This window comes from Paenibacillus sp. FSL H8-0122 (assembly GCF_038005345.1).
GTDB lineage: Bacteria > Bacillota > Bacilli > Paenibacillales > Paenibacillaceae > Paenibacillus_AQ.
Genome location: NZ_JBBOTB010000001.1, coordinates 2262417 through 2281055, shown reverse-complemented (window position 1 = coordinate 2281055; position 18639 = coordinate 2262417). Strand labels below are relative to the sequence as shown.

General features: G+C 53.1%; 14 protein-coding genes. All 14 read right to left on the bottom strand.

All coding sequences use genetic code 11. From position 1 onward, the window contains the following. Positions 1 to 196: 196 nt before the first annotated feature. Positions 197 to 2299 carry a polyribonucleotide nucleotidyltransferase gene (pnp, locus tag NSS64_RS10020; protein WP_341139992.1) on the bottom strand — a complete coding sequence of 701 codons (2103 nt, stop codon included), beginning with the start codon at positions 2297 to 2299 and terminating at the stop codon, positions 197 to 199. A 224-nt stretch (positions 2300 to 2523) separates the two neighbouring features. Beyond that, on the bottom strand, positions 2524 to 2793 hold the full coding sequence (rpsO, locus tag NSS64_RS10015; protein WP_019910460.1) for a 30S ribosomal protein S15: 270 nt from the start codon (positions 2791 to 2793) through the stop codon (positions 2524 to 2526). A 149-nt stretch (positions 2794 to 2942) separates the two neighbouring features. After that, a complete protein-coding gene (locus tag NSS64_RS10010; RefSeq protein ID WP_340940104.1) occupies positions 2943 to 3890 on the bottom strand; it encodes a bifunctional riboflavin kinase/FAD synthetase in 948 nt (315 codons plus the stop codon). Positions 3891 to 3926: 36 nt separating this feature from the next. Further along, positions 3927 to 4841 carry a tRNA pseudouridine(55) synthase TruB gene (truB, locus tag NSS64_RS10005; protein ID WP_340940103.1) on the bottom strand — a complete coding sequence of 305 codons (915 nt, stop codon included), beginning with the start codon at positions 4839 to 4841 and terminating at the stop codon, positions 3927 to 3929. Then, the gene (locus NSS64_RS10000; protein ID WP_341139991.1) at positions 4838 to 5815 is read right to left on the bottom strand and encodes a DHH family phosphoesterase; all 978 of its coding nucleotides are present in this window, start codon (positions 5813 to 5815) and stop codon (positions 4838 to 4840) included. Before NSS64_RS10000 ends, truB begins: the two co-directional genes overlap by 4 nt. Positions 5816 to 5841: 26 nt before the next feature. Further along, complete coding sequence (gene rbfA / locus NSS64_RS09995) at positions 5842 to 6189, bottom strand: 30S ribosome-binding factor RbfA (RefSeq protein ID WP_036692621.1); 348 nt, start codon at positions 6187 to 6189, stop codon at positions 5842 to 5844. An 18-nt stretch (positions 6190 to 6207) separates the two neighbouring features. Then, entirely contained in the window at positions 6208 to 8865 is a 2658-nt protein-coding gene (gene infB, locus NSS64_RS09990) for a translation initiation factor IF-2 (RefSeq protein WP_340995636.1), read from the bottom strand. Then, entirely contained in the window at positions 8858 to 9181 is a 324-nt protein-coding gene (locus tag NSS64_RS09985; protein ID WP_036724725.1) for a YlxQ family RNA-binding protein, read from the bottom strand. The genes infB and NSS64_RS09985 overlap by 8 nt, the downstream gene beginning before the upstream one ends. After that, positions 9174 to 9482: an RNase P modulator RnpM gene (gene rnpM / locus NSS64_RS09980; protein WP_036692616.1), complete on the bottom strand. Its 309-nt coding sequence runs from the start codon at positions 9480 to 9482 to the stop codon at positions 9174 to 9176. Before rnpM ends, NSS64_RS09985 begins: the two co-directional genes overlap by 8 nt. 30 nt (positions 9483 to 9512) lie before the next feature. After that, positions 9513 to 10610, bottom strand: a complete 1098-nt coding sequence (gene nusA, locus NSS64_RS09975; RefSeq protein WP_036692613.1) for a transcription termination factor NusA — start codon at positions 10608 to 10610, stop codon at positions 9513 to 9515. 26 nt (positions 10611 to 10636) lie between these two features. Next, complete coding sequence (gene rimP, locus NSS64_RS09970; protein WP_340940101.1) at positions 10637 to 11104, bottom strand: ribosome maturation factor RimP; 468 nt, start codon at positions 11102 to 11104, stop codon at positions 10637 to 10639. A gap of 191 nt (positions 11105 to 11295) precedes the next feature. Further along, the gene (locus tag NSS64_RS09965) at positions 11296 to 15627 is read right to left on the bottom strand and encodes a PolC-type DNA polymerase III (protein WP_341139990.1); all 4332 of its coding nucleotides are present in this window, start codon (positions 15625 to 15627) and stop codon (positions 11296 to 11298) included. Between the two features lie 165 nt (positions 15628 to 15792). Next, positions 15793 to 17241: a proline--tRNA ligase gene (gene proS / locus NSS64_RS09960; protein WP_341139989.1), complete on the bottom strand. Its 1449-nt coding sequence runs from the start codon at positions 17239 to 17241 to the stop codon at positions 15793 to 15795. Between the two features lie 94 nt (positions 17242 to 17335). Beyond that, the gene (gene rseP, locus NSS64_RS09955; RefSeq protein ID WP_076078643.1) at positions 17336 to 18610 is read right to left on the bottom strand and encodes an RIP metalloprotease RseP; all 1275 of its coding nucleotides are present in this window, start codon (positions 18608 to 18610) and stop codon (positions 17336 to 17338) included. Positions 18611 to 18639: the final 29 nt, after the last annotated feature.

Sequence of the window (18639 nt, the reverse complement as noted above, 5' to 3'; positions counted from 1 at the left end):
CTTTGTCCCAGCCTATGCATGAAGGGTGCAAATTATGCATACTGCATAGATGCCACCTTCAAGCGGGTAAGGTATAGCCATCCTGTCAGGACCTTACCGTTTCCCTATACTTGTCCAAAAAAAAGAGCCAGAACTGTACTGCTTCTGTCTCTTCTTATCTATAGTCAGGATAGCGGTGAAGCGGCAGCGTAAATGCTTACGCCTTCGCTCCGCTCTCTGAAGTCAGCACCGCTTTGCGCGACAGGTTGACACGGCCCTGCTGGTCGATCTCCGTTACCTTTACGGTGATCGTGTCGCCAATCGCCACAACATCTTCAACCTTCGCTACACGCTCTGTAGACAGCTGGGAAATATGCACAAGGCCGTCTTTGCCAGGGATCAATTCAACGAATGCGCCGAATTTCTCAATGCGTCTAACCGTACCCACATAAATCTCACCAACCACAACTTCCTTCACAATTCCTTCGATGATGCCACGGGCCTTCTGGATCATAGCTTCGTCAGAAGAACCGATAAATACGCGGCCATCCTGCTCGATGTCGATCTTCACGCCGGTTTCTTCAATGATCTTGTTGATGATTTTACCGCCGGCACCAATTACATCACGGATCTTGTCGGGATTGATATTGATGATAATGATCTTCGGAGCATATTTAGACAGGCTCGGTCTTGGAGCAGCAATCGCTTCATTCATTTTACCCAGAATGAACATCCGGCCTTCTCTTGCCTGCTCAAGCGCCTCCTGCAGAATTTTGCGGTCGATGCCATCAATTTTGATATCCATCTGAATCGCCGTTACGCCTTCTGCTGTACCCGCTACCTTAAAGTCCATATCGCCGAGGTGATCTTCCATGCCTTGAATATCGGTCAGGATGGACACATGCTCTCCGTCCTTGATCAGACCCATCGCTACACCGGCTACAGGCGCCTTGATAGGTACCCCTGCATCCATCATCGCCAGAATACTGGCACAGATGCTTGCCTGGGAGGTGGAGCCATTGGATTCAATCGCTTCGGATACCAGACGGATGGTGTACGGGAATTCAGTCTCACTTGGAATCACCTTGGACAATGCGCGTTCACCGAGTGCCCCGTGGCCGATCTCGCGGCGTCCCGGTGCTCTTAGCGGACGGGCTTCCCCTACGCTGAACGGAGGGAAGTTGTAGTGGTGCATGAAGCGCTTGGTTTCAGCCGGATCAATACCATCCAGAATCTGCACATCGCCCAGTGCACCCAGTGTACATACGCTGAGAATCTGTGTCTGGCCGCGTGTGAACAGACCGGAACCGTGCGTACGCGGCAGCAGCGCTGTATCACATTCGATCGGACGGATCTCGTCCAGCTTACGTCCATCCGGACGAACCTTGTCATGCGTGATCAGTCGTCTGACTTCATCCTTCACGATATCATGCAGGGCTTCCTTAACATCCTTAAGAAGCTCTGGGGTTTCTATGTATTTCTCTGCGAAATACGCCACCGCTTCGTTGTTCACCAGATCGATAGCATCCTGACGGGCATGCTTCTCGGCAATTCTTACGGCTTCTACCAGACGGCTCTCAGCAAAAGCACGAACCTCTGTATTCACATCCGCATTAACCGCATGCAGCTTCACAGCCATCTTCTCTTTACCGGCAACGGCTACGAGCTGTTCAATCACAGCCACAATCTTGCGGACCTCGTCATGTCCGAACATGATCGCTTCAAGCATCACTTCTTCAGTCACTTCATTGGCTTCAGCTTCTACCATCATGATGGCATCCTTCGTACCGGCCACAACCACATAAATATCGCTGATTGCCTGCTGGGCTTGATCAGGGTTGATGATGAATTCTCCGTTAATCCGGCCGACAGCCACGCCGCCGATGGGTCCGTTGAATGGCACATCGGAAATACTGAGCGCAGCGGAAGTACCGATCATGGCAGCAATATCAGGCGCACAGTCCTGATCCACACTCATTACCAGGTTCAAGACTTGAACGTCATTGCGGAATCCTTCCGGGAACAATGGACGAATTGGACGGTCTGTCAGACGGCTGGACAGAATCGCTTTCTCGCTCGGACGTCCTTCACGTTTGATGAATCCGCCAGGAATTTTGCCTACTGCATATAATCTTTCCTCATAATTCACTGTAAGCGGGAAAAAATCCAGATCTTTAGGCTCACTGGATGCTGTAACCGTACACAATACTGAAGTATCTCCGTAACGCACCATCACGGCTGCGTTCGCTTGTTTGGCCAGACGGCCTGTTTCCAGCACAAGGCGTCTTCCGCCCAGCTGCATTTCCACACGTTGTTCCATAAAACCCCTCCTTGAATGGTAATAATACGTTCCTGTATGTTCTACAAGCAAAAACGGCTTGTCCTCCGCAGAAGTGCTATAGCCGTTTTTGCGAATGCTATCCACTTGTCAACTGTAAAAGTTTACCCTAAATTTTCAAAAAGCAACCCGGCTGTCCCGCTGTCGCTCGTAAGAAGGACATACGGTATACAACCAGGCTGCTTTTGGGCTTAACTTATGGAAAATTAACGACGCAATCCCAGTTTTTCGATCAGGGCGCTGTAACGTCTGATGTCTTTGTTCTTCAAATACGCCAGCAGTTTACGACGTTGTCCAACCATCTTCAGCAGTCCGCGGCGGGAATGATGATCCTTCTTGTGCGTACGCAAGTGGTCAGTCAAATTAACGATGTTCTCCGTAAGGATAGCAACTTGCACCTCAGGGGATCCAGTATCGGATTCATGAGTTTTGTGCTCGTCAATCAATTGGTGTTTACGTTCTTGAGTCAATGCCATCCTGTTCACCTCCTTCATTATAATCGCCAGTAGCCTCGTCACCGTCGGTGAGAACAAGTAACCAAGCTAAGGTTCACATGCTGTCATTCCAGCAACGTTAATCAGTATAGCACCTTCACAGGCAAAAGTAAACGGCTTGTCCGGAAAGATTAGGAATGATATCCCAGCATCCCTTTGGCCGTCTCAGCATCTGCGCCGATCTGTGCAATTAAGGCATCGATGGACCCGAACTTCCGCTCAGAGCGGATATAAGAGACCAGTTCCACCTTAAGTTCCTGCCCATAAATATCTGAGGCAAAATCAAACAGGTGAACCTCAAAGCTCGGAGTGGTCACGCCTTCGTGAAATGTTGGCTTCACGCCCACATTCATCACCCCGTACAAGACCTCGTCCCGGTAAAAGACCTTGACGGCGTATACGCCCTTGGCCGGAATCACATAGCGGTCTTCGAGCTGCAGGTTCGCGGTCGGAAAGCCAATGGTCCGGCCCCGCTTCTCCCCGTGACCGACGATACCGCGCAGGTGATAACAACGTCCAAACCAGGCATTGGCCTTACCCAGTTCCCCGCTCAGCAAGCTCTTGCGGATACCCGAGCTGCTGACCTTCTCTCCTTCAAGCAGGAACGGGGCGACCGTCTCTACCTTCATCGCACCCTGTCCCAGCTCCGAAAGCGTGTCCGCATCTCCCTCGCCCCTGTAGCCGAAGCGGAAGTCGAACCCTACAACTGCAGTTATAATCTGCAGCGGAAGCAGCATTACAGAGACAAAATCCGCCGGACTCACCCGGGAGAGCTCTTCATTAAATTCAATGATATATAAAAGCTCAACACCCATCCCGGCAAGCAGCTCCTGCTTATCCTTAGAAGGGGTCAAATATCCCTCATAATCCCCCTTGCCCATAACATCCTTGGGATGGGGGTAGAAGGTCATCACCGCAGCGGGTACACCTGCCTCGCGGGCAAGAGCAACGGCTGATGTGATGACACTGGCATGCCCGAGGTGCAGTCCATCGAACTGTCCCAGAGCAACTACTTGAGGCTGCGCGTACTGTGCTGCCGCCTCAGGCAGCATCGGATAGTTTAACGTTACGGTTCTCACGCTGTTTCTCACCTACATTCGCAAATAAATTAAAGTTTAGACCTGGGCAAAGACCTTGACAGGTGCAATAGCTCCGGTAGCCTCCAAAGCATAAATACCAAGGAACTCCCCTTGCTGATCATAGAGACGGAAATCTCCGGCCTGCTTCACTTCCGGCATTACAAACCGGGTCGACAGACGCTGCCCCTGCAGGGCTGCTTTCTTCTTCTCTGCCGCAACGGTATGTCTGGGCAAATGTGAAATCGCCTCGTCGGCAGCAATCAGATGCTCATCCAGTGTGCCGCCTTCCTTGTGCTGCGCAATTTGCTCCAGAGTCAGGCAATGACTGGCCGTGATCCCGGCCGACATCGTCCGCTCCAGCTTCACCATCACACCGGGAAGACCAAGCTTACGTCCGATATCTACACAGAGGGTGCGGATATAGGTTCCCTTGGAGCATAACGCCCGGAAAGTGATCTCCGGATAATTGCCGTTCCAGACCATTTCCTGCATCTCAATCTCATAAATCTCCACTTCACGGCTCTTGCGCTCTACGGTCTTGCCTTCCCGGGCCAGCTCGTACAGACGCTTGCCGTCCACCTTCACTGCGGAATACATCGGCGGCACCTGTGAGATCACGCCCTGAAAGGAGTTCAGCACAGCCAGCACTTCGGCTTCTGTGATATGAACCTCCTCTACAGATTCCGTAATCGTGCCGGTCAGGTCCTCTGTATCGCTGGCCATTCCCAGCCGCAGTGTGGCAACATATTCCTTGGGCAGCTCCTGGATATACTCCACTACTCTAGTAGCCCGGCCCAGACAGAGCGGCAATACTCCGGTTACCTGAGGATCAAGTGTCCCGGTATGTCCAATCCGCTTCATGCCCAGAATGCGCCGCGCCTTGGCCACAACATCATGTGAAGTGAACCCTGCCGGCTTATATACAGCCAGAACTCCTGTAAGCTCACTCATAAATGACGTTTGACCTCCTCAAGCACCTGTGCCACAGCTTCTTCCAGACTTCCATTAATACGCGCGCCCGCTGCCCGGGTGTGTCCGCCGCCGCCGAAGGCTTGCGCAAGCAGCGCCACATCCACCTTACCTGCTGAACGCAGGCTGGCCTTCACCGCATGGTCATCAATGACCTTGAACAGAATGCCTACCTCTACCCCGCGGATATTCCGGGGATAGTTGACAATCCCTTCAAGATCCTCATTGGCCGCTCCAGAGTCCAGCATATCCTGAGGTGTAACATACACCCAGGCTATATCTCCTTCAGGACTAAGCTGTAATGTGCTAAGTGCGCGGTTGAGCACCTTAACCTGGGGAAGCGTCATCTCTTCCAGCAGGGTCTCTGCCAGGTCCGGTCCATTCACGCCCAGTGTCAGCAGCTCGGATACCGCCGCCATCACTTTAGGAGAAGTATTGCTGTAACGGAAACCGCCGGTATCCGTTAACAGCCCTGTATAAATGGCTGTGGCAATATCAATATCCCACTTGAGTTCAAAGGTCTTCAGCAGATCGAACAGAATCTCTGCTGTCGCTGCCGCATCCGGCTTGATGAGATTCACCGCGCCGTAGCCGTTGTTCGTTGGATGATGGTCTATATTCAAGATCAGGGCATCACTGGTGAAATGCTGCTGGGTCAGCCCTACACGCTGGAAATCAGCACAGTCAACACATATCACATGGCTGTACTGGCGGGGCAAAGAACCTTCAGACAGATTGACAATCTGATCGGCATGCCATAAGTATTCCATCCGCTGTGGAATCTGGCCCTCGTTCAGCATCAGATATTTTTTGCCCAGACATGAGAGAAGCCAGCCCACCGCGAGGGTGGAGCTGACTGCATCTCCGTCCGGCTGAACATGCGACACTACAAGATAATCGTCGTGTTCCAGCAGAAACTTACGCGTCTGCTGGAGACTTTGTTCATAGCTCTGCATTCGCCGTCTCCTTTATGTTCCGTAGCCTATTCGTTTTTGCCGATTTCGCCGAGCAGCTTCTCAATATGACTTCCGTAAGCAACGGATTCGTCAATCTTGAAGATCAGCTCAGGTGTATGGCGCAGGCGGATCGCTTTGCCCAGCTCCGAGCGGAGAAAGCCATTGGCCTTCTCAATCGCTCTAAGCGAGTCTGACTTCTGCTCCTCGTCCCCGAATACGCTCAGGTATACCTTGGCCTGTGACAGATCGTTCGTCACATCTACGCCAGTTACGGTTACGAACCCGACACGCGGGTCCTTCAGTCCGCTTTGGATGAGCTGGCTCAGCTCTTTCTTAATCTGCTCGCCAACCCGTCCGGCTCTGATTTTAGACATCTTCTTTCACCTCTTCGCTTAGCGCTCTACCGTTTCCATGATGAATGCTTCGATGATGTCGCCTTCGGCGAGATCATTATAGCGTTCCAAAGTTATGCCACATTCATAACCCTGTGCCACTTCTTTTGCATCATCTTTGAAACGCTTCAAGGTGTCGATCTTGCCTGTGAAGACAACAATACCGCTGCGGATCAGGCGCATTTCAGCATTGCGGGTAATTTTGCCGTCAGTAACCATACAGCCTGCGACACTGCCCACTTTGCTGATTTTGAATACGTTGCGCACTTCGGCATGGCCGATAACGTTCTCTTTATAGATAGGATCAAGCATGCCCTTCATGGCACTTTCAATCTCTTCAATGACGTTGTAGATGATGTTATGCAGACGCACATCCACCTTCTCCTGCTCAGCCGCAGCTTTCGTCTGGGCATCCGGACGAACGTTGAAGCCGATCACGATAGCATTGGAGGCTGCTGCCAGGGTAATATCGGATTCCGTGATCGCACCGGCACCGCTGTGAAGAATCTTCACGCGTACGCCTTCCACTTCGATCTTGGCCAAGGAGCCCTTCAGCGCCTCTACCGAACCCTGTACGTCACCCTTGATGATTACGTTGAGATCCTTGATCTCGCCGTCCTTGATGTGCTTGAACAGATCATCCAGCGTAACGCGGGTGTTCGTGTTCAGCTCGGACTGGCGCTGCGTAGTAGAACGTCTGTCAGCGATCGCCCGTGCTTTGCGCTCATCTTCGAAGGCCATGAACGGATCGCCCGCCTGCGGCACTTCGGTCAGACCGGTAATTTCCACTGGAGTGGAAGGTCCCGCTTCCTTGATTTTGCGTCCCTTGTCATTCACCATGGCGCGTACGCGGCCGAAGCAGTTACCTGCTACGAATGCGTCTCCGACCTTCAGTGTACCGTTCTGCACGAGAATACGGGCAACCGGTCCACGGTTCTTGTCAAGCTCAGCTTCTATAACAGTACCGCGTGCCCGTTTGTCCGGGTTCGCCTTGTACTCGTTCACTTCGGCAACGAGCAGAATCATTTCCAGCAGCTCTTCCAGGTTAATGCGCTGCTTAGCGGACAGGTTGACGAAGATTGTATCGCCGCCCCACTCTTCCGGCACCAGCTCATAGTTGGTAAGCTCCTGCTTCACCCGGTCAGGGTCTGCGCCCGGCTTATCAATCTTGTTAACTGCAACAATGATCGGAAGTCCGGCTGCCTTGGCGTGGTTAATCGCTTCTACGGTCTGAGGCATTACGCCGTCATCTGCCGCTACGACGATAATCGTCATATCTGTGACCTGGGCACCACGGGCACGCATGGCGGTGAACGCTTCATGGCCCGGAGTATCGAGGAATGTGATTTTCTTATGATTAATCTCAGCCTGGTAGGCACCGATATGCTGCGTAATCCCGCCTGCTTCACCGCTTGAAACATTCGTGGAACGGATGGCATCGAGCAAGGTTGTTTTACCGTGGTCAACGTGACCCATGATCGTTACAACCGGCGGCCGTGTCATCAGATCGTCTTCGGAATCGTTCTCTTCCACGGTCTCGAAGCTGTCTTCGTCAACCGGAATCTTCACTTCTACTTCTACGCCGAATTCGCCGGCCAGCAGCAGAATCGTATCGATATCAAGCTCCTGGTTGATGGTGGCCATAACCCCCATCGAGATCAGCTTCTTAATTACTTCCGAAGCATCCTTGTGAAGCAGCTTTGCGGTTTCACCCACGGTCATGCTGCCACGGACAATGATCTTCTTAGGTGTGTTGTCAATCTTCTCACGATATACGGTCGGCTGGTTTCTGCCGCGGTTGTTCTTGCCGCCACGGCCGCGATAGTTGCCGCCCTTGTTGTCGTCGTAACGTTTCTGGCCGCTGTTATTGCCGCCAGGTCTGCCGCCAGTGGTATTCTTCTTAGGGCCGTCGTTGCGAGAGAAACCTCCGCCTGCATTGCCTTGACCTTGCGGACGGTCACCTGTACGTGGTGCGCCGCCTTGTCCTTGCGGACGGCTGCCAGTAGAGCTGCCCTGTGGGCGGCTTCCGCTAGTTGAGCTGCCTTGTGGACGGCTTCCGCCAGTCGAGCTGCCTTGCGGACGGCTGCCAGTGGTGGAGCTGCCCTGTGGGCGACTTCCGCCAGTAGAGCTGCCTTGCGGACGGCTGCCAGTGGAGCTGCCTTGCGGACGGCTGCCAGTGGAGCTGCCTTGCGGGCGGCTGCCAGCCGAACTGCTTTGTGGACGGCTGCTGCTTGAACTGCCCTGCGGGCGGGAATTCTGAGCGGAGCCTGATGTTTGTGTTCTGCGGGAATCTTGTCCGCTTTGGGGCCTTGGGGACGTCGTCGATTGGTTGTTGTTTTGGTTACTGTTCATACCTACCTGCTTTTCCGATTGAATTTTGTTGGTATTCTGAGCACTGCGTACTTCGGCGGTTGCCGCACCGGTAGTAACTACCGGACGGCTGCTGGTGCCGTTGTCCCGCTTGGCTGCAGCGTTTGACTTGATGTCCTTGAAGAACTGTTCAACTTTGTTCACGGAGCCATTCTCCATGACACTCATATGATTATTCACCGGGACATCCAAACGCTTCAGAATGGTAATAATTTCTTTACTGCTCATGTTCAAAGACTTTGCGTATTCGTATACGCGCAGCTTATCCTTATTATCTTCTTTAGTCAATAACTCCACCTCCGACAGTATCTCCAAGCGTTCTGGAGATCATTTCCGCGAATCCTTTATCCGTAACGGCCAGCACCACGCGCTGGTCCTTACCAATACTTGCACCGAGTTCATCCCGGTGAAATGCGATTACTAGTGGAATATCGTAGGTTCCGCATTTATCGCGGAACTTCTTCTGGGTATTATCTGAAGCGTCACCTGCCAGGACGACCAGCTTCGCCTCTGAAGACCGCACTGCCTTAAGCACAGCCTCATCGCCGGTGACAATCTTGCCTGCTCTCATCGCAAGCCCTAAATAAGAAAGTGTCTTACTCATTGTCCTCACTATCCTTCGCTGCCAAAAACTGCTCCTCCACGGATGCAAAATCCCGGGCAAGCTGGGCATAGATTTCAGGACTGACCTGACATTTCAATGCCCGGTCAAGTGCTTTGGTTTTCTGTGCTAGCTTAAAGTATTCCAGTTTACCGCAGATATAAGCGCCACGGCCCGACTTCTTGCCTGTCAGGTCGATCAGCACCTCGCCTTCAGGCGTTCTCACCACGCGAATCAGCTCTTTCTTGGGCATCATCTCCTGGCTGGCAACGCATTTACGCAGCGGCACCTTTCTTTGCTTCATAACAAAGCACCTCCCGTCAGTCAGCATTCATTAATCGATGGAGACGGAATCCTGATGCATTTCATCATTGGACGATCTGGGTCTGCCGTATTCCTGCTCCGCCTGCGTCTCGCTCTTGATATCGATCTTCCAGCCGGTCAGCTTGGCGGCAAGACGGGCATTCTGCCCCTTGATGCCGATAGCCAGCGACAGCTGATAGTCAGGAACAATGACGCGGGCCATCTTCTCAGGTTCAAAGACTTGCACCTCAAGCACCTTGGACGGGCTAAGCGCATTGGCTACGTACTCCTGCACCAGCTCGGAATATCTGACGATATCAATCTTCTCACCGCGAAGCTCAGTCACGATGGTCTGTACACGCGTGCCTCTCGGCCCTACGCAGGAGCCCACCGGGTCCACTTCAGGATTGCGTGAGAACACGGCGATCTTGGAGCGGAAGCCGGCTTCGCGGGCAACGGAACGAATCTCCACCACCCCGTCAAAAATCTCCGGCACCTCCAGCTCGAACAGACGCTTCAGGAGACCCGGATGACTGCGGGACAGCATGATCTGCGGTCCTTTGGTCGTGTTCTCCACCTTGGTGATATAAGCCTTGATACGCTCGCTCTGCTTGAACTTCTCTCCAGGCATCAGCTCGCTCAGCGGAAGAACCGCCTCGATTTTGCCAAGATCCACATAGATGTTGCGCATATCCTGACGCTGTACAAGGCCGGTTACAATATCATCTTCCTTGTCAATAAAAGCGTTATAGATCAGGCCGCGTTCCGCTTCGCGGATACGCTGGGTAACCACCTGCTTCGCAGTCTGGGCGGCAATGCGGCCGAAATCACGCGGCGTGACTTCCTGCTCGGCGATGTCCTCCAGCTGAAAATGCGGGTTGATCTCCCGGGCAGCCAGGAGCGAGATCTCGGTCCGTGCATCGAGAACCTCCTCCACAATCAGCTTGCGGGCAAACACCTTGATTACGCCTGTGTTGCGGTTCATATCCACACGCACATTCTGCGCCGCATTGAAATTGCGTTTATAGCTGGAGATCAGCGCCGCTTCGATGGCTTCGAACAGCACATCCTTGCTGATGCCTTTCTCCCTTTCCAGTTCATTCATAGCTTCAATAAACTCCATACTCATGAAATTCCGGTCCCCCTTTCAAGACGTTAAAAAATAATGGCCAATCTCGCACTGGCGACCTTGGCGTACGGTACCACATGTTCTTTTTTGCCCGCGGAGATGAGCAGTTCCTCGTTCTCGAACGAGAGCAACCGTCCTTCGAATTCTTTGAGTCCTTGAATCGGCTCATAGACCGTTACATATACGTCCTTGCCTACTGCCTTGGCGACATCCGCAGCTTTCTTGAGCGGACGCTCAGCTCCCGGCGAGGAGACTTCAAGGAAATACGCTTCGGAGAACGGATCATTCTCATCCAGCTTCTGGCTGATATATTCGCTGATGGACCCGCAGTCATCGATATCGATGCCGCCCTCTTTGTCTACGAATACGCGCAGAAACCAGTTGGAGCCTTCCTTCACGTATTCAACGTCCACCAGTTCGAAACCATTGTCCTCGAGATAGGACCCGAGCAGCTGCTCTACCGTTTGTTTAATTTTGGATTTGGGTGTGCTCAAAAGAAGATTACCTCCACGAACTTGTCTTTTGCTATATACCAAAGATAAAGAGTGGGTTTCCCCACTCTTTACACAACGGACTTATCTCATTATTACCAAAAAAATTATACCATAGTGAGGCAGCACTGACAAGTACCAGCCCTTGACTCCCCTTTTTAAAGGACTATATATGCTATCACTTAAGCCGGTTGTCAGAACAGTGAAAGCTGGTTACTCTCCGGCAATCCCCGGAAGCAGCCCATTCCCGTGAGCAGCTCAATCACCGTTTTACTGGCCTTGGATTTCTGCTGGAAATCCTCAATGGAGAGGAATTCTCCTGCGTCCTTGGCAGCGGCGATATTAATCGCAGCATTATCCCCGATTCCCGCAAGCGAGGAGAATGGAGGAATCAGGCTGGTACCGTCTACCGTAAATTTGGTAGCGTCCGAGCGGTACAGATCAATGTTCTTGAAGGTGAAGCCGCGTGCGGTCATCTCCAGGGCCATCTCCAGGACCGGAAGCATGGCTTTTTCCTTAGGCAGCGCCTGGAAGCCCTTGGCTTCGATCTCTACCAGCTGGCGCGCAATGGCTTCGTAGCCTTTGCAGCACAGCTCGATATCGAAATCCGCCGCGCGGACCGAGAAGTAAGTCGCATAGTATTCTATCGGATGATACAGCTTGAAGAAGGCTGTCCGCACCGCTGAAATAACATAAGCCGCGGCATGGGCCTTCGGGAACATGTACTGGATTTTGAGACAGGAATCAATGTACCACTGCGGCACCTTGCAATTCTTCATCTCGTCAATCCACTCCGGCGGCAAGCCCTTCCCTTTACGCACGCTCTCCGTAATTTTGAAGGCCAGACTGGCATCCATACCCGCCTTATAGATCAGATAGAGCATAATATCATCACGGCAGCCGATTACCGTCTTAATGTTGCAGGTGTTGTTCTTGATCAGCTCCTGGGCATTTCCCAGCCACACGCCGGTTCCATGGGACAGCCCCGAAATCTGCAGCAGATCGGCAAAGCTGGACGGCTTGGCTTCGACAAGCATCTGGCGGACGAACTTCGTCCCCATCTCCGGCACTCCGTAAGTGGCTACCGGGGTGCGGATCTGATCCGGCCTTACCCCGAGCGCATCCGTAGAGTTGAACATACTCATCACCTTCGGATCATTCATTGGAATGGTCGTCGGGTCGACGCCAGTCAGATCCTGCAGCATCCGCATCATCGTCGGATCATCGTGGCCGAGAATATCGAGCTTCAGCAGGTTGGCATCGAAGGCGTGATAGTCGAAATGGGTGGTCTTCCACTCGGCTGTAACATCATCCGCCGGGAACTGCACCGGAGTGATATCTTCGATCTCCATGTAGTCCGGCAAAACAACGATACCGCCGGGATGCTGCCCTGTACTGCGCTTCACACCGGTACAGCCGGCGGCAAGCCGTCCGACCTCCGCACCGCGCCAGCGCTTCTGGTGATGCTCCTCATATTTCTTGGTGAAGCCGAAGGCAGTCTTCTCCGCCACTGTACCGATAGTTCCCGCGCGGAATACATTGTCCGGACCGAACATTGTTTTGGTAAAATTATGGGCGTTCGGCTGATACTCCCCGGAGAAGTTAAGGTCGATATCGGGAACCTTGTCCCCTTTGAAGCCCAGGAAGGTCTCAAACGGAATATCCTGGCCTTCTCCCTTAAGCTTGCCGCCGCAATCCGGGCAGTCCTTATCCGGCAAGTCAAAGCCGCTCGGCACACTTCCGTCCAGGAACCATTCACTGTGCCGGCATTCGGGATTGGTGCAAATATAGTGAGCCGGAAGCGGATTAACCTCCGAGATACCGAGGAAGGTAGCCACCACAGATGAACCTACCGATCCACGGGAGCCGACGAGATAACCGTCCTGGTTCGACTTTTTGACCAGCCGTTCCGAGATCAGATAGTTGGCGGAGAACCCGTATTTAATAATCGGGGCCAGCTCCTTCTCCAGACGGGCAACCACCACTTCAGGCAGCTCCTCGCCGTAGATCGATTTGGCTGTGTCATAGCAGGTATTGCGGATCTCATCATCCGCCCCTTCAATAATAGGCGTGAAGAGATCGCTTGGGAACAGATCGTATTCCTCGAACCGCTCAGCCAGCTCAACAGTATTCGTGACCACGACTTCCTTCGCTTTGGCTGCACCCAGATATTCGAACTCGGCCAGCATCTCATCGGTTGTGCGGAAGTGGGCATCCGGCTTGTTCTGGTCCTTCAGCGGACTGAATCCGGTAATCCCGTGGATCGTAATATCGCGGAACAGCTTATCGCGCGGCTCCAGATAGTGCACATTCCCAGTGGCTATCACCGGCTTGTTTATCTGCTCGCCAATCTCACAGATTTTGCGTACAACTCCCCGCAGGTCCTCCGGACTCGCTACGAACCCTTTATCCACCAGATGCATGTACATGGTCAGCGGCTGGATTTCCAGCACATCATAGAACTGGGCAACCTCAATCGCCTCTTCCACGGTCTTGTTCAGTACAGCCTCGAAGAACTCGCCCCGCTCACAGCCGGATATGACAAGCAGTCCGTCACGATGCTCTTCGAGCTTCGATTTGGGAATGCAGGGCACCCGCTTGTAGTACTCGGTATGCGACATGGAGATCAGCTTGTAGAGGTTCTTTTTGCCGATGGGATTCAGTGCATAGATGCCGCAGTGAAACGGCCGCACATTCGACAGGTCATTGCCTACATAGTCATTCAGCCGGTCCAGCCGGGTCATCCCCTTCATCTTCTCCGCATCGGCCAAGAGACCGTTCAGAATCCCGCCCAGTGCTATCGTATCATCCACCGCACGGTGATGGCTCTCCAGCAGTACCTTGTACTTGTCAGCAAGCGTATTGAGCCGGTGGTTCTTCATTTTGGGGAAGAGCAGACGCGCCAGCTCCAGCGTATCCAGTGAAGGATTCGGCAGCTCCGGCTGCCCGAGCTTCTTCAGAGAAGCTTGAATGAAGCCCATATCGAACCGCGCATTGTGCGCAACGAGAATGCTATCTCCTACAAACTCCACGAACTCCTCCAGTACCGGCGCGAGATCCGGGGCATCCTTGACCATTTCATCCGTAATGTTCGTCAGCTGCTGGATGTGGTAGGGGATTTTCTCATGCGGATTGACGAAGGTGGTGTAGCGGTCCAGCTCCTTGCCTTCGCACATCTTGATCGCCGCAAGCTCCGTGATGTTATTGCGTGTGATGGACAGCCCCGTGGTCTCGATGTCGAAGACGACATAGGTTGCGGTCTTGAGCTCCAGCGGCTGTGCATTCTCCACGATATTGACCGCGTCATTGACGACATTGGCCTCCACACCGTAGAGCATCTTGAGCTTATGCTTATGGGAGGCATGATTCGCATCCGGGAAGCTCTGAACATTGCCGTGGTCGGTAACTGCAAGTGCCGGGTGGCCCCATTTCGCAGCTGTTTTGACATAGGCATCAATCGGTGCTACCGCATCCATCGTGCTCATAGTCGTATGCAGGTGGAACTCCACGCGCTTCTCCTTGGCATTGTCTTTACGGGCAGGCGGCGCCGACACCTCGGTCAGATCCGAAGGAATCATCACCAGCTCGGGAATCTGCATGAACCGGTCATACTCCACTTTGCCGCGCGCACGGACCCATTTGCCGTTAGCAAGCTGGCCCATGATCTTCAGCTCTTCCTTGGTTTTGGCGAACATCTTCATCTGCAGGGAATCCGTAAAGTCTGTGATGCAGAAGGTGAACAGTGTATTCCCGTTACGCAGCTCCTTGCTGTCCAGCCCGAAGATCGTCCCCTGGATCGTAATCTTCTTCTCTTCATCCTGAATCTCCAGAATGGAAACGGCCTGCTCCTTAATGTCATTCCCGATCTGAAGCTTAATGACCTCGCCCGGGTCCCCGGCTTCTTCAGGCTCGTCCGGCTCACTGTTCATCATCATCAGCTCTACCAGCTCACGCTGCTCCTGCTGGAGCTTCTGCTGGAATTCCTCATAGGCATCCGCTTTGTTCTTGGTCTCATCCTCGGACATCTGCAGCTTGACCTTGAGCGGGAGCGCGAAGTATTTATCATAATATTTAATAATGGCGGCTTCGATACCCTTTTTGCGGGCCAGTTCGAGCGACATCGAATCGTTCAGGCTAAGGATGAGCGTACCGTCCTGCAGCTCCTGGCTGGAGCGCGTCAGCCAACCGTTGACGGACGGAATCTCACGCTGGACCCACTCCAGGAACATGCCCCAGTACTCCTGCACAATATCGGCTCTGCTTACAGTATCATCATATAGGAACAAGAAGCTGACCTTGGCAATATGCTGCAGCTTCTCACGCATTCTAAGGATAAATGCCCGGTAGGTCTGGGCGGGAATCAGGGTTGTCTTCGCAATCACGATATGCCAGTCATGGTTGCCGCGGCTAATCTCCACCCGTTCAATCTGTCCGTCTACAAAATAAGGATCAATCATGGCAGGCGGAATCTCCCCCTGCTTCATCAACAGCTCAAATCTCTTTCTTCTCTCCACGTTCTGCTCCATGCATTCCCCACCTAACTCGGCAATAATTGGCGTAAGACTTCGACGTCATTCTAATACTCTATTGTAAGAAAAAGCCTCCGGCTTAAAAAGCATTGGGTACTTGCGGCCCGCCGACTCCTCTCGCCAGAAGCTGATATAATAAATGAACAAATATAACGTTACCGATTAATATGCTTTGGCAAATACAACCGTATGCTTAGCAGGCTTGCCGCAGCAAATACAGGTCTCTTTCGTTTCTGACGGGTGGAACGGAATATTACGGCTGCCTGCGCCGGTCTCTTCCTTGACCTTATCCTCACATTCCTCAGAGCCGCACCAGCCTGCAAGCGCAAAGCCGCGTTTCTCCTCCATGGAATCCTTCATCTGCTCAAGAGTGTCTACGGAATAGAAATGATCCTCACGGAATTTCAGTGCCCGCTCGTACATTTCCTGGTGGACCTGCGCAAGCATGGCATTCACTTCTTCAACCAGGTTCTCCTGCTGAATGACCTTCTTCTCGCCGCTGATCCGGGATACGAGCACGCAGACGCCATTCTCCATATCACGCGGTCCAAGCTCCAGACGGACAGGGACGCCGCGCATTTCATATTCATTGAACTTCCAGCCCGGGGTTACATCCGCACGGTCATCAACACGCACACGGATTCCGGCGCTCTTAAGCTCACCAAACAGTTCGTCGGTACGTCCGATGACTGCTTCGCGGGTCTTAGGCGGTCCGATTGGAATCATAATGACCTGTGTAGGTGCTACCTTCGGCGGCAGAGCCAGTCCGCGGTCGTCTCCATGCACCATGATGAGGGAACCGATCAGACGCGTGGTAGAGCCCCACGAGGTGGTGTGTGCATGTTCCAGTACATTCTCCCGGTTCAGATATTGGATATCAAAAGCAACCGCGAACTTGGTGCCCAGATAATGGGAGGTAGCGGCCTGAACAGCCCGTCCATCCTTCATCATCGCTTCAATGGAATACGTATCCACAGCACCGGCGAACCGCTCGGATGGCGTCTTCTGTCCGGTCACTACCGGAATAGCCAGAAAGGTCTCCACGAAGTCGCGGTAGTTATCAAGCATCTTCATCGTTTCTTCGCGTGCTTCCGTCTCATTCTCATGCGCGGTATGGCCTTCCTGCCAGAGGAATTCTGTCGTACGGATGAACGGCAGGGTACGTTTCTCCCAGCGGACCACGTTGGCCCATTGGTTGATCAGCACGGGAAGGTCGCGGTAAGACTGAATCCACTTGGAATACATATGGCCGAACATGGTCTCGGACGTAGGGCGGATCGCCAGACGTTCTTCCAGCACATCGCCTCCGGCCTCAGTGACCCAAGGCAGCTCCGGGTTGAAGCCCTCCACATGCTCCTTCTCCTTCTGGAAAAAGCTCTCGGGAATGAACAGCGGGAAGTAGGCGTTCCGGTGACCGGTCGCCTTCAGGCGGCGGTTCATTTCCTCCTGGATATGCTCCCAGATTTCATAGCCGTCCGGTTTGAACACGATACAGCCGCGGACCGGCGAATAATCCATCAGGTCCGCTTTTTTGATAACATCGATATACCAGCGTGAGAAATCCTCGCCCTGCGGCGTGATCTCTGTAACGAACTGCTTGTCTTTGGCCATGTGAAGAAATCCTCCTATTATTCGCCCCTCAGATTGCACATTAGCTATGAAGCCCAATCAAATGCATCACGGGATAAAAAAGATATGACATCCGTCAGCCGCTTATGAGGCGTAAAATATCATTATACGTAACAGCGATCATCACCAGGAACAGCAGGGCAAAGCCTACAAAGTGGACCATGCCTTCCCTGCTCGGGTCCACCGGCTTGCCGCGCAGTGCCTCAACACCCAGGAATACAAGCCGGCTGCCATCCAGTGCAGGAATAGGCAGAAGATTGAAGATCCCTAGATACAGGCTGAGAATAGCCGCCCAATAGGTCAAATACTGAATCCCCTGCTGGGCAATCTGCCCGGTCAATTGGAACGTGCCTACCGGCCCGGAGATATCATCCATATTAAATTTGTTGATCAGCTGCTTGAAGCCGATAAAAATCAGCTTGGTGGTGTCGACCATCGCTGTACCGGACTTGGTAATTGTCTCCCCCACTCCGGCCTTGCGGGTAGGAAGCTCCGGCGTAATTCCAACCTTGCCGCCTTGCTCCCCTTCCATTCCACGGGGAATCATGGTCACATTCAAGGTCTCTTCGCCGCGCTTCAGCGTCCAGTTCATTTCTTTGCCTTTGGAGGCTGAAGTCAGCTTGATCATCTTCTGGTAATCTCCGCCGATGGCCTGCCCGTCCACAGTGACGACGATGTCGCCCTTCTGAAGACCTGCTTCCTGTGCAGGCATTCCTACGCTGACGTCACCGATCTTCACATAGGTCGGATTCTCCACCGGGATTCCGGCCATCTGCAGATGAAGTGCAAATAGCACAAACGCCAGAATGAAGTTCATCACCGGTCCCGCCAGGATCGCTATCGCGCGCTGGCCGACGGTTTTGCTGCCGAACTGGCGGTCCTTGGGCGCAATTTGCGTCTGCTGGGTGCCTTTGATCATCATCGCCTGCGGATTCACATCATAGGTGGTCACTTCACCATCTACATCAAGGCGGATCTTCAGTTCATTCTCCAGATCCGTGAACTGCGCTTCGCCGCGGATAACATTTCTGCGCGTATCCAGGGAATCGAGGTAGATATTCTTTACCTTGTTATCCTGGCCCAGCCGGACAGCAATGGTCTGCCCGGGGCCGATCTCAACCATCTCCGGGTCTTCGCCGGCCATACGGGCGTATCCCCCGAAGGGCAGCAGGCGGAGCGTGAACTGGGTTTCACCGCGTTTATAAGAGAACAGTTTCGGACCGAAACCGATCGCAAATTCCCGTACAAGAATTCCGGCGCGTTTGGCAAAATAATAATGTCCCCATTCATGGACAGTCACCAAAACAAAGAACATAAACACCGTTAAAAAAACAACTCTTACCATCTCCATAGCGCAACATTCCCCCTTAAGGTGTAAGA

What these genes read in the sequence shown, in the direction of transcription:
- pnp (WP_341139992.1), bottom strand. Translation starts at nt 2,299, where the DNA reads ATGGAACAACGTGTGGAAATGCAGCTGGGCGGAAGACGCCTTGTGCTG.
- rpsO (WP_019910460.1), bottom strand. Translation starts at nt 2,793, where the DNA reads ATGGCATTGACTCAAGAACGTAAACACCAATTGATTGACGAGCACAAA.
- truB (WP_340940103.1), bottom strand. Translation starts at nt 4,841, where the DNA reads ATGAGTGAGCTTACAGGAGTTCTGGCTGTATATAAGCCGGCAGGGTTC.
- NSS64_RS10000 (WP_341139991.1), bottom strand. Translation starts at nt 5,815, where the DNA reads ATGCAGAGCTATGAACAAAGTCTCCAGCAGACGCGTAAGTTTCTGCTG.
- rbfA (WP_036692621.1), bottom strand. Translation starts at nt 6,189, where the DNA reads ATGTCTAAAATCAGAGCCGGACGGGTTGGCGAGCAGATTAAGAAAGAG.
- NSS64_RS09985 (WP_036724725.1), bottom strand. Translation starts at nt 9,181, where the DNA reads ATGAGTAAGACACTTTCTTATTTAGGGCTTGCGATGAGAGCAGGCAAG.
- rnpM (WP_036692616.1), bottom strand. Translation starts at nt 9,482, where the DNA reads ATGAAGCAAAGAAAGGTGCCGCTGCGTAAATGCGTTGCCAGCCAGGAG.
- nusA (WP_036692613.1), bottom strand. Translation starts at nt 10,610, where the DNA reads ATGAGTATGGAGTTTATTGAAGCTATGAATGAACTGGAAAGGGAGAAA.
- NSS64_RS09965 (WP_341139990.1), bottom strand. Translation starts at nt 15,627, where the DNA reads ATGGAGCAGAACGTGGAGAGAAGAAAGAGATTTGAGCTGTTGATGAAG.
- proS (WP_341139989.1), bottom strand. Translation starts at nt 17,241, where the DNA reads ATGGCCAAAGACAAGCAGTTCGTTACAGAGATCACGCCGCAGGGCGAG.
- rseP (WP_076078643.1), bottom strand. Translation starts at nt 18,610, where the DNA reads ATGGAGATGGTAAGAGTTGTTTTTTTAACGGTGTTTATGTTCTTTGTT.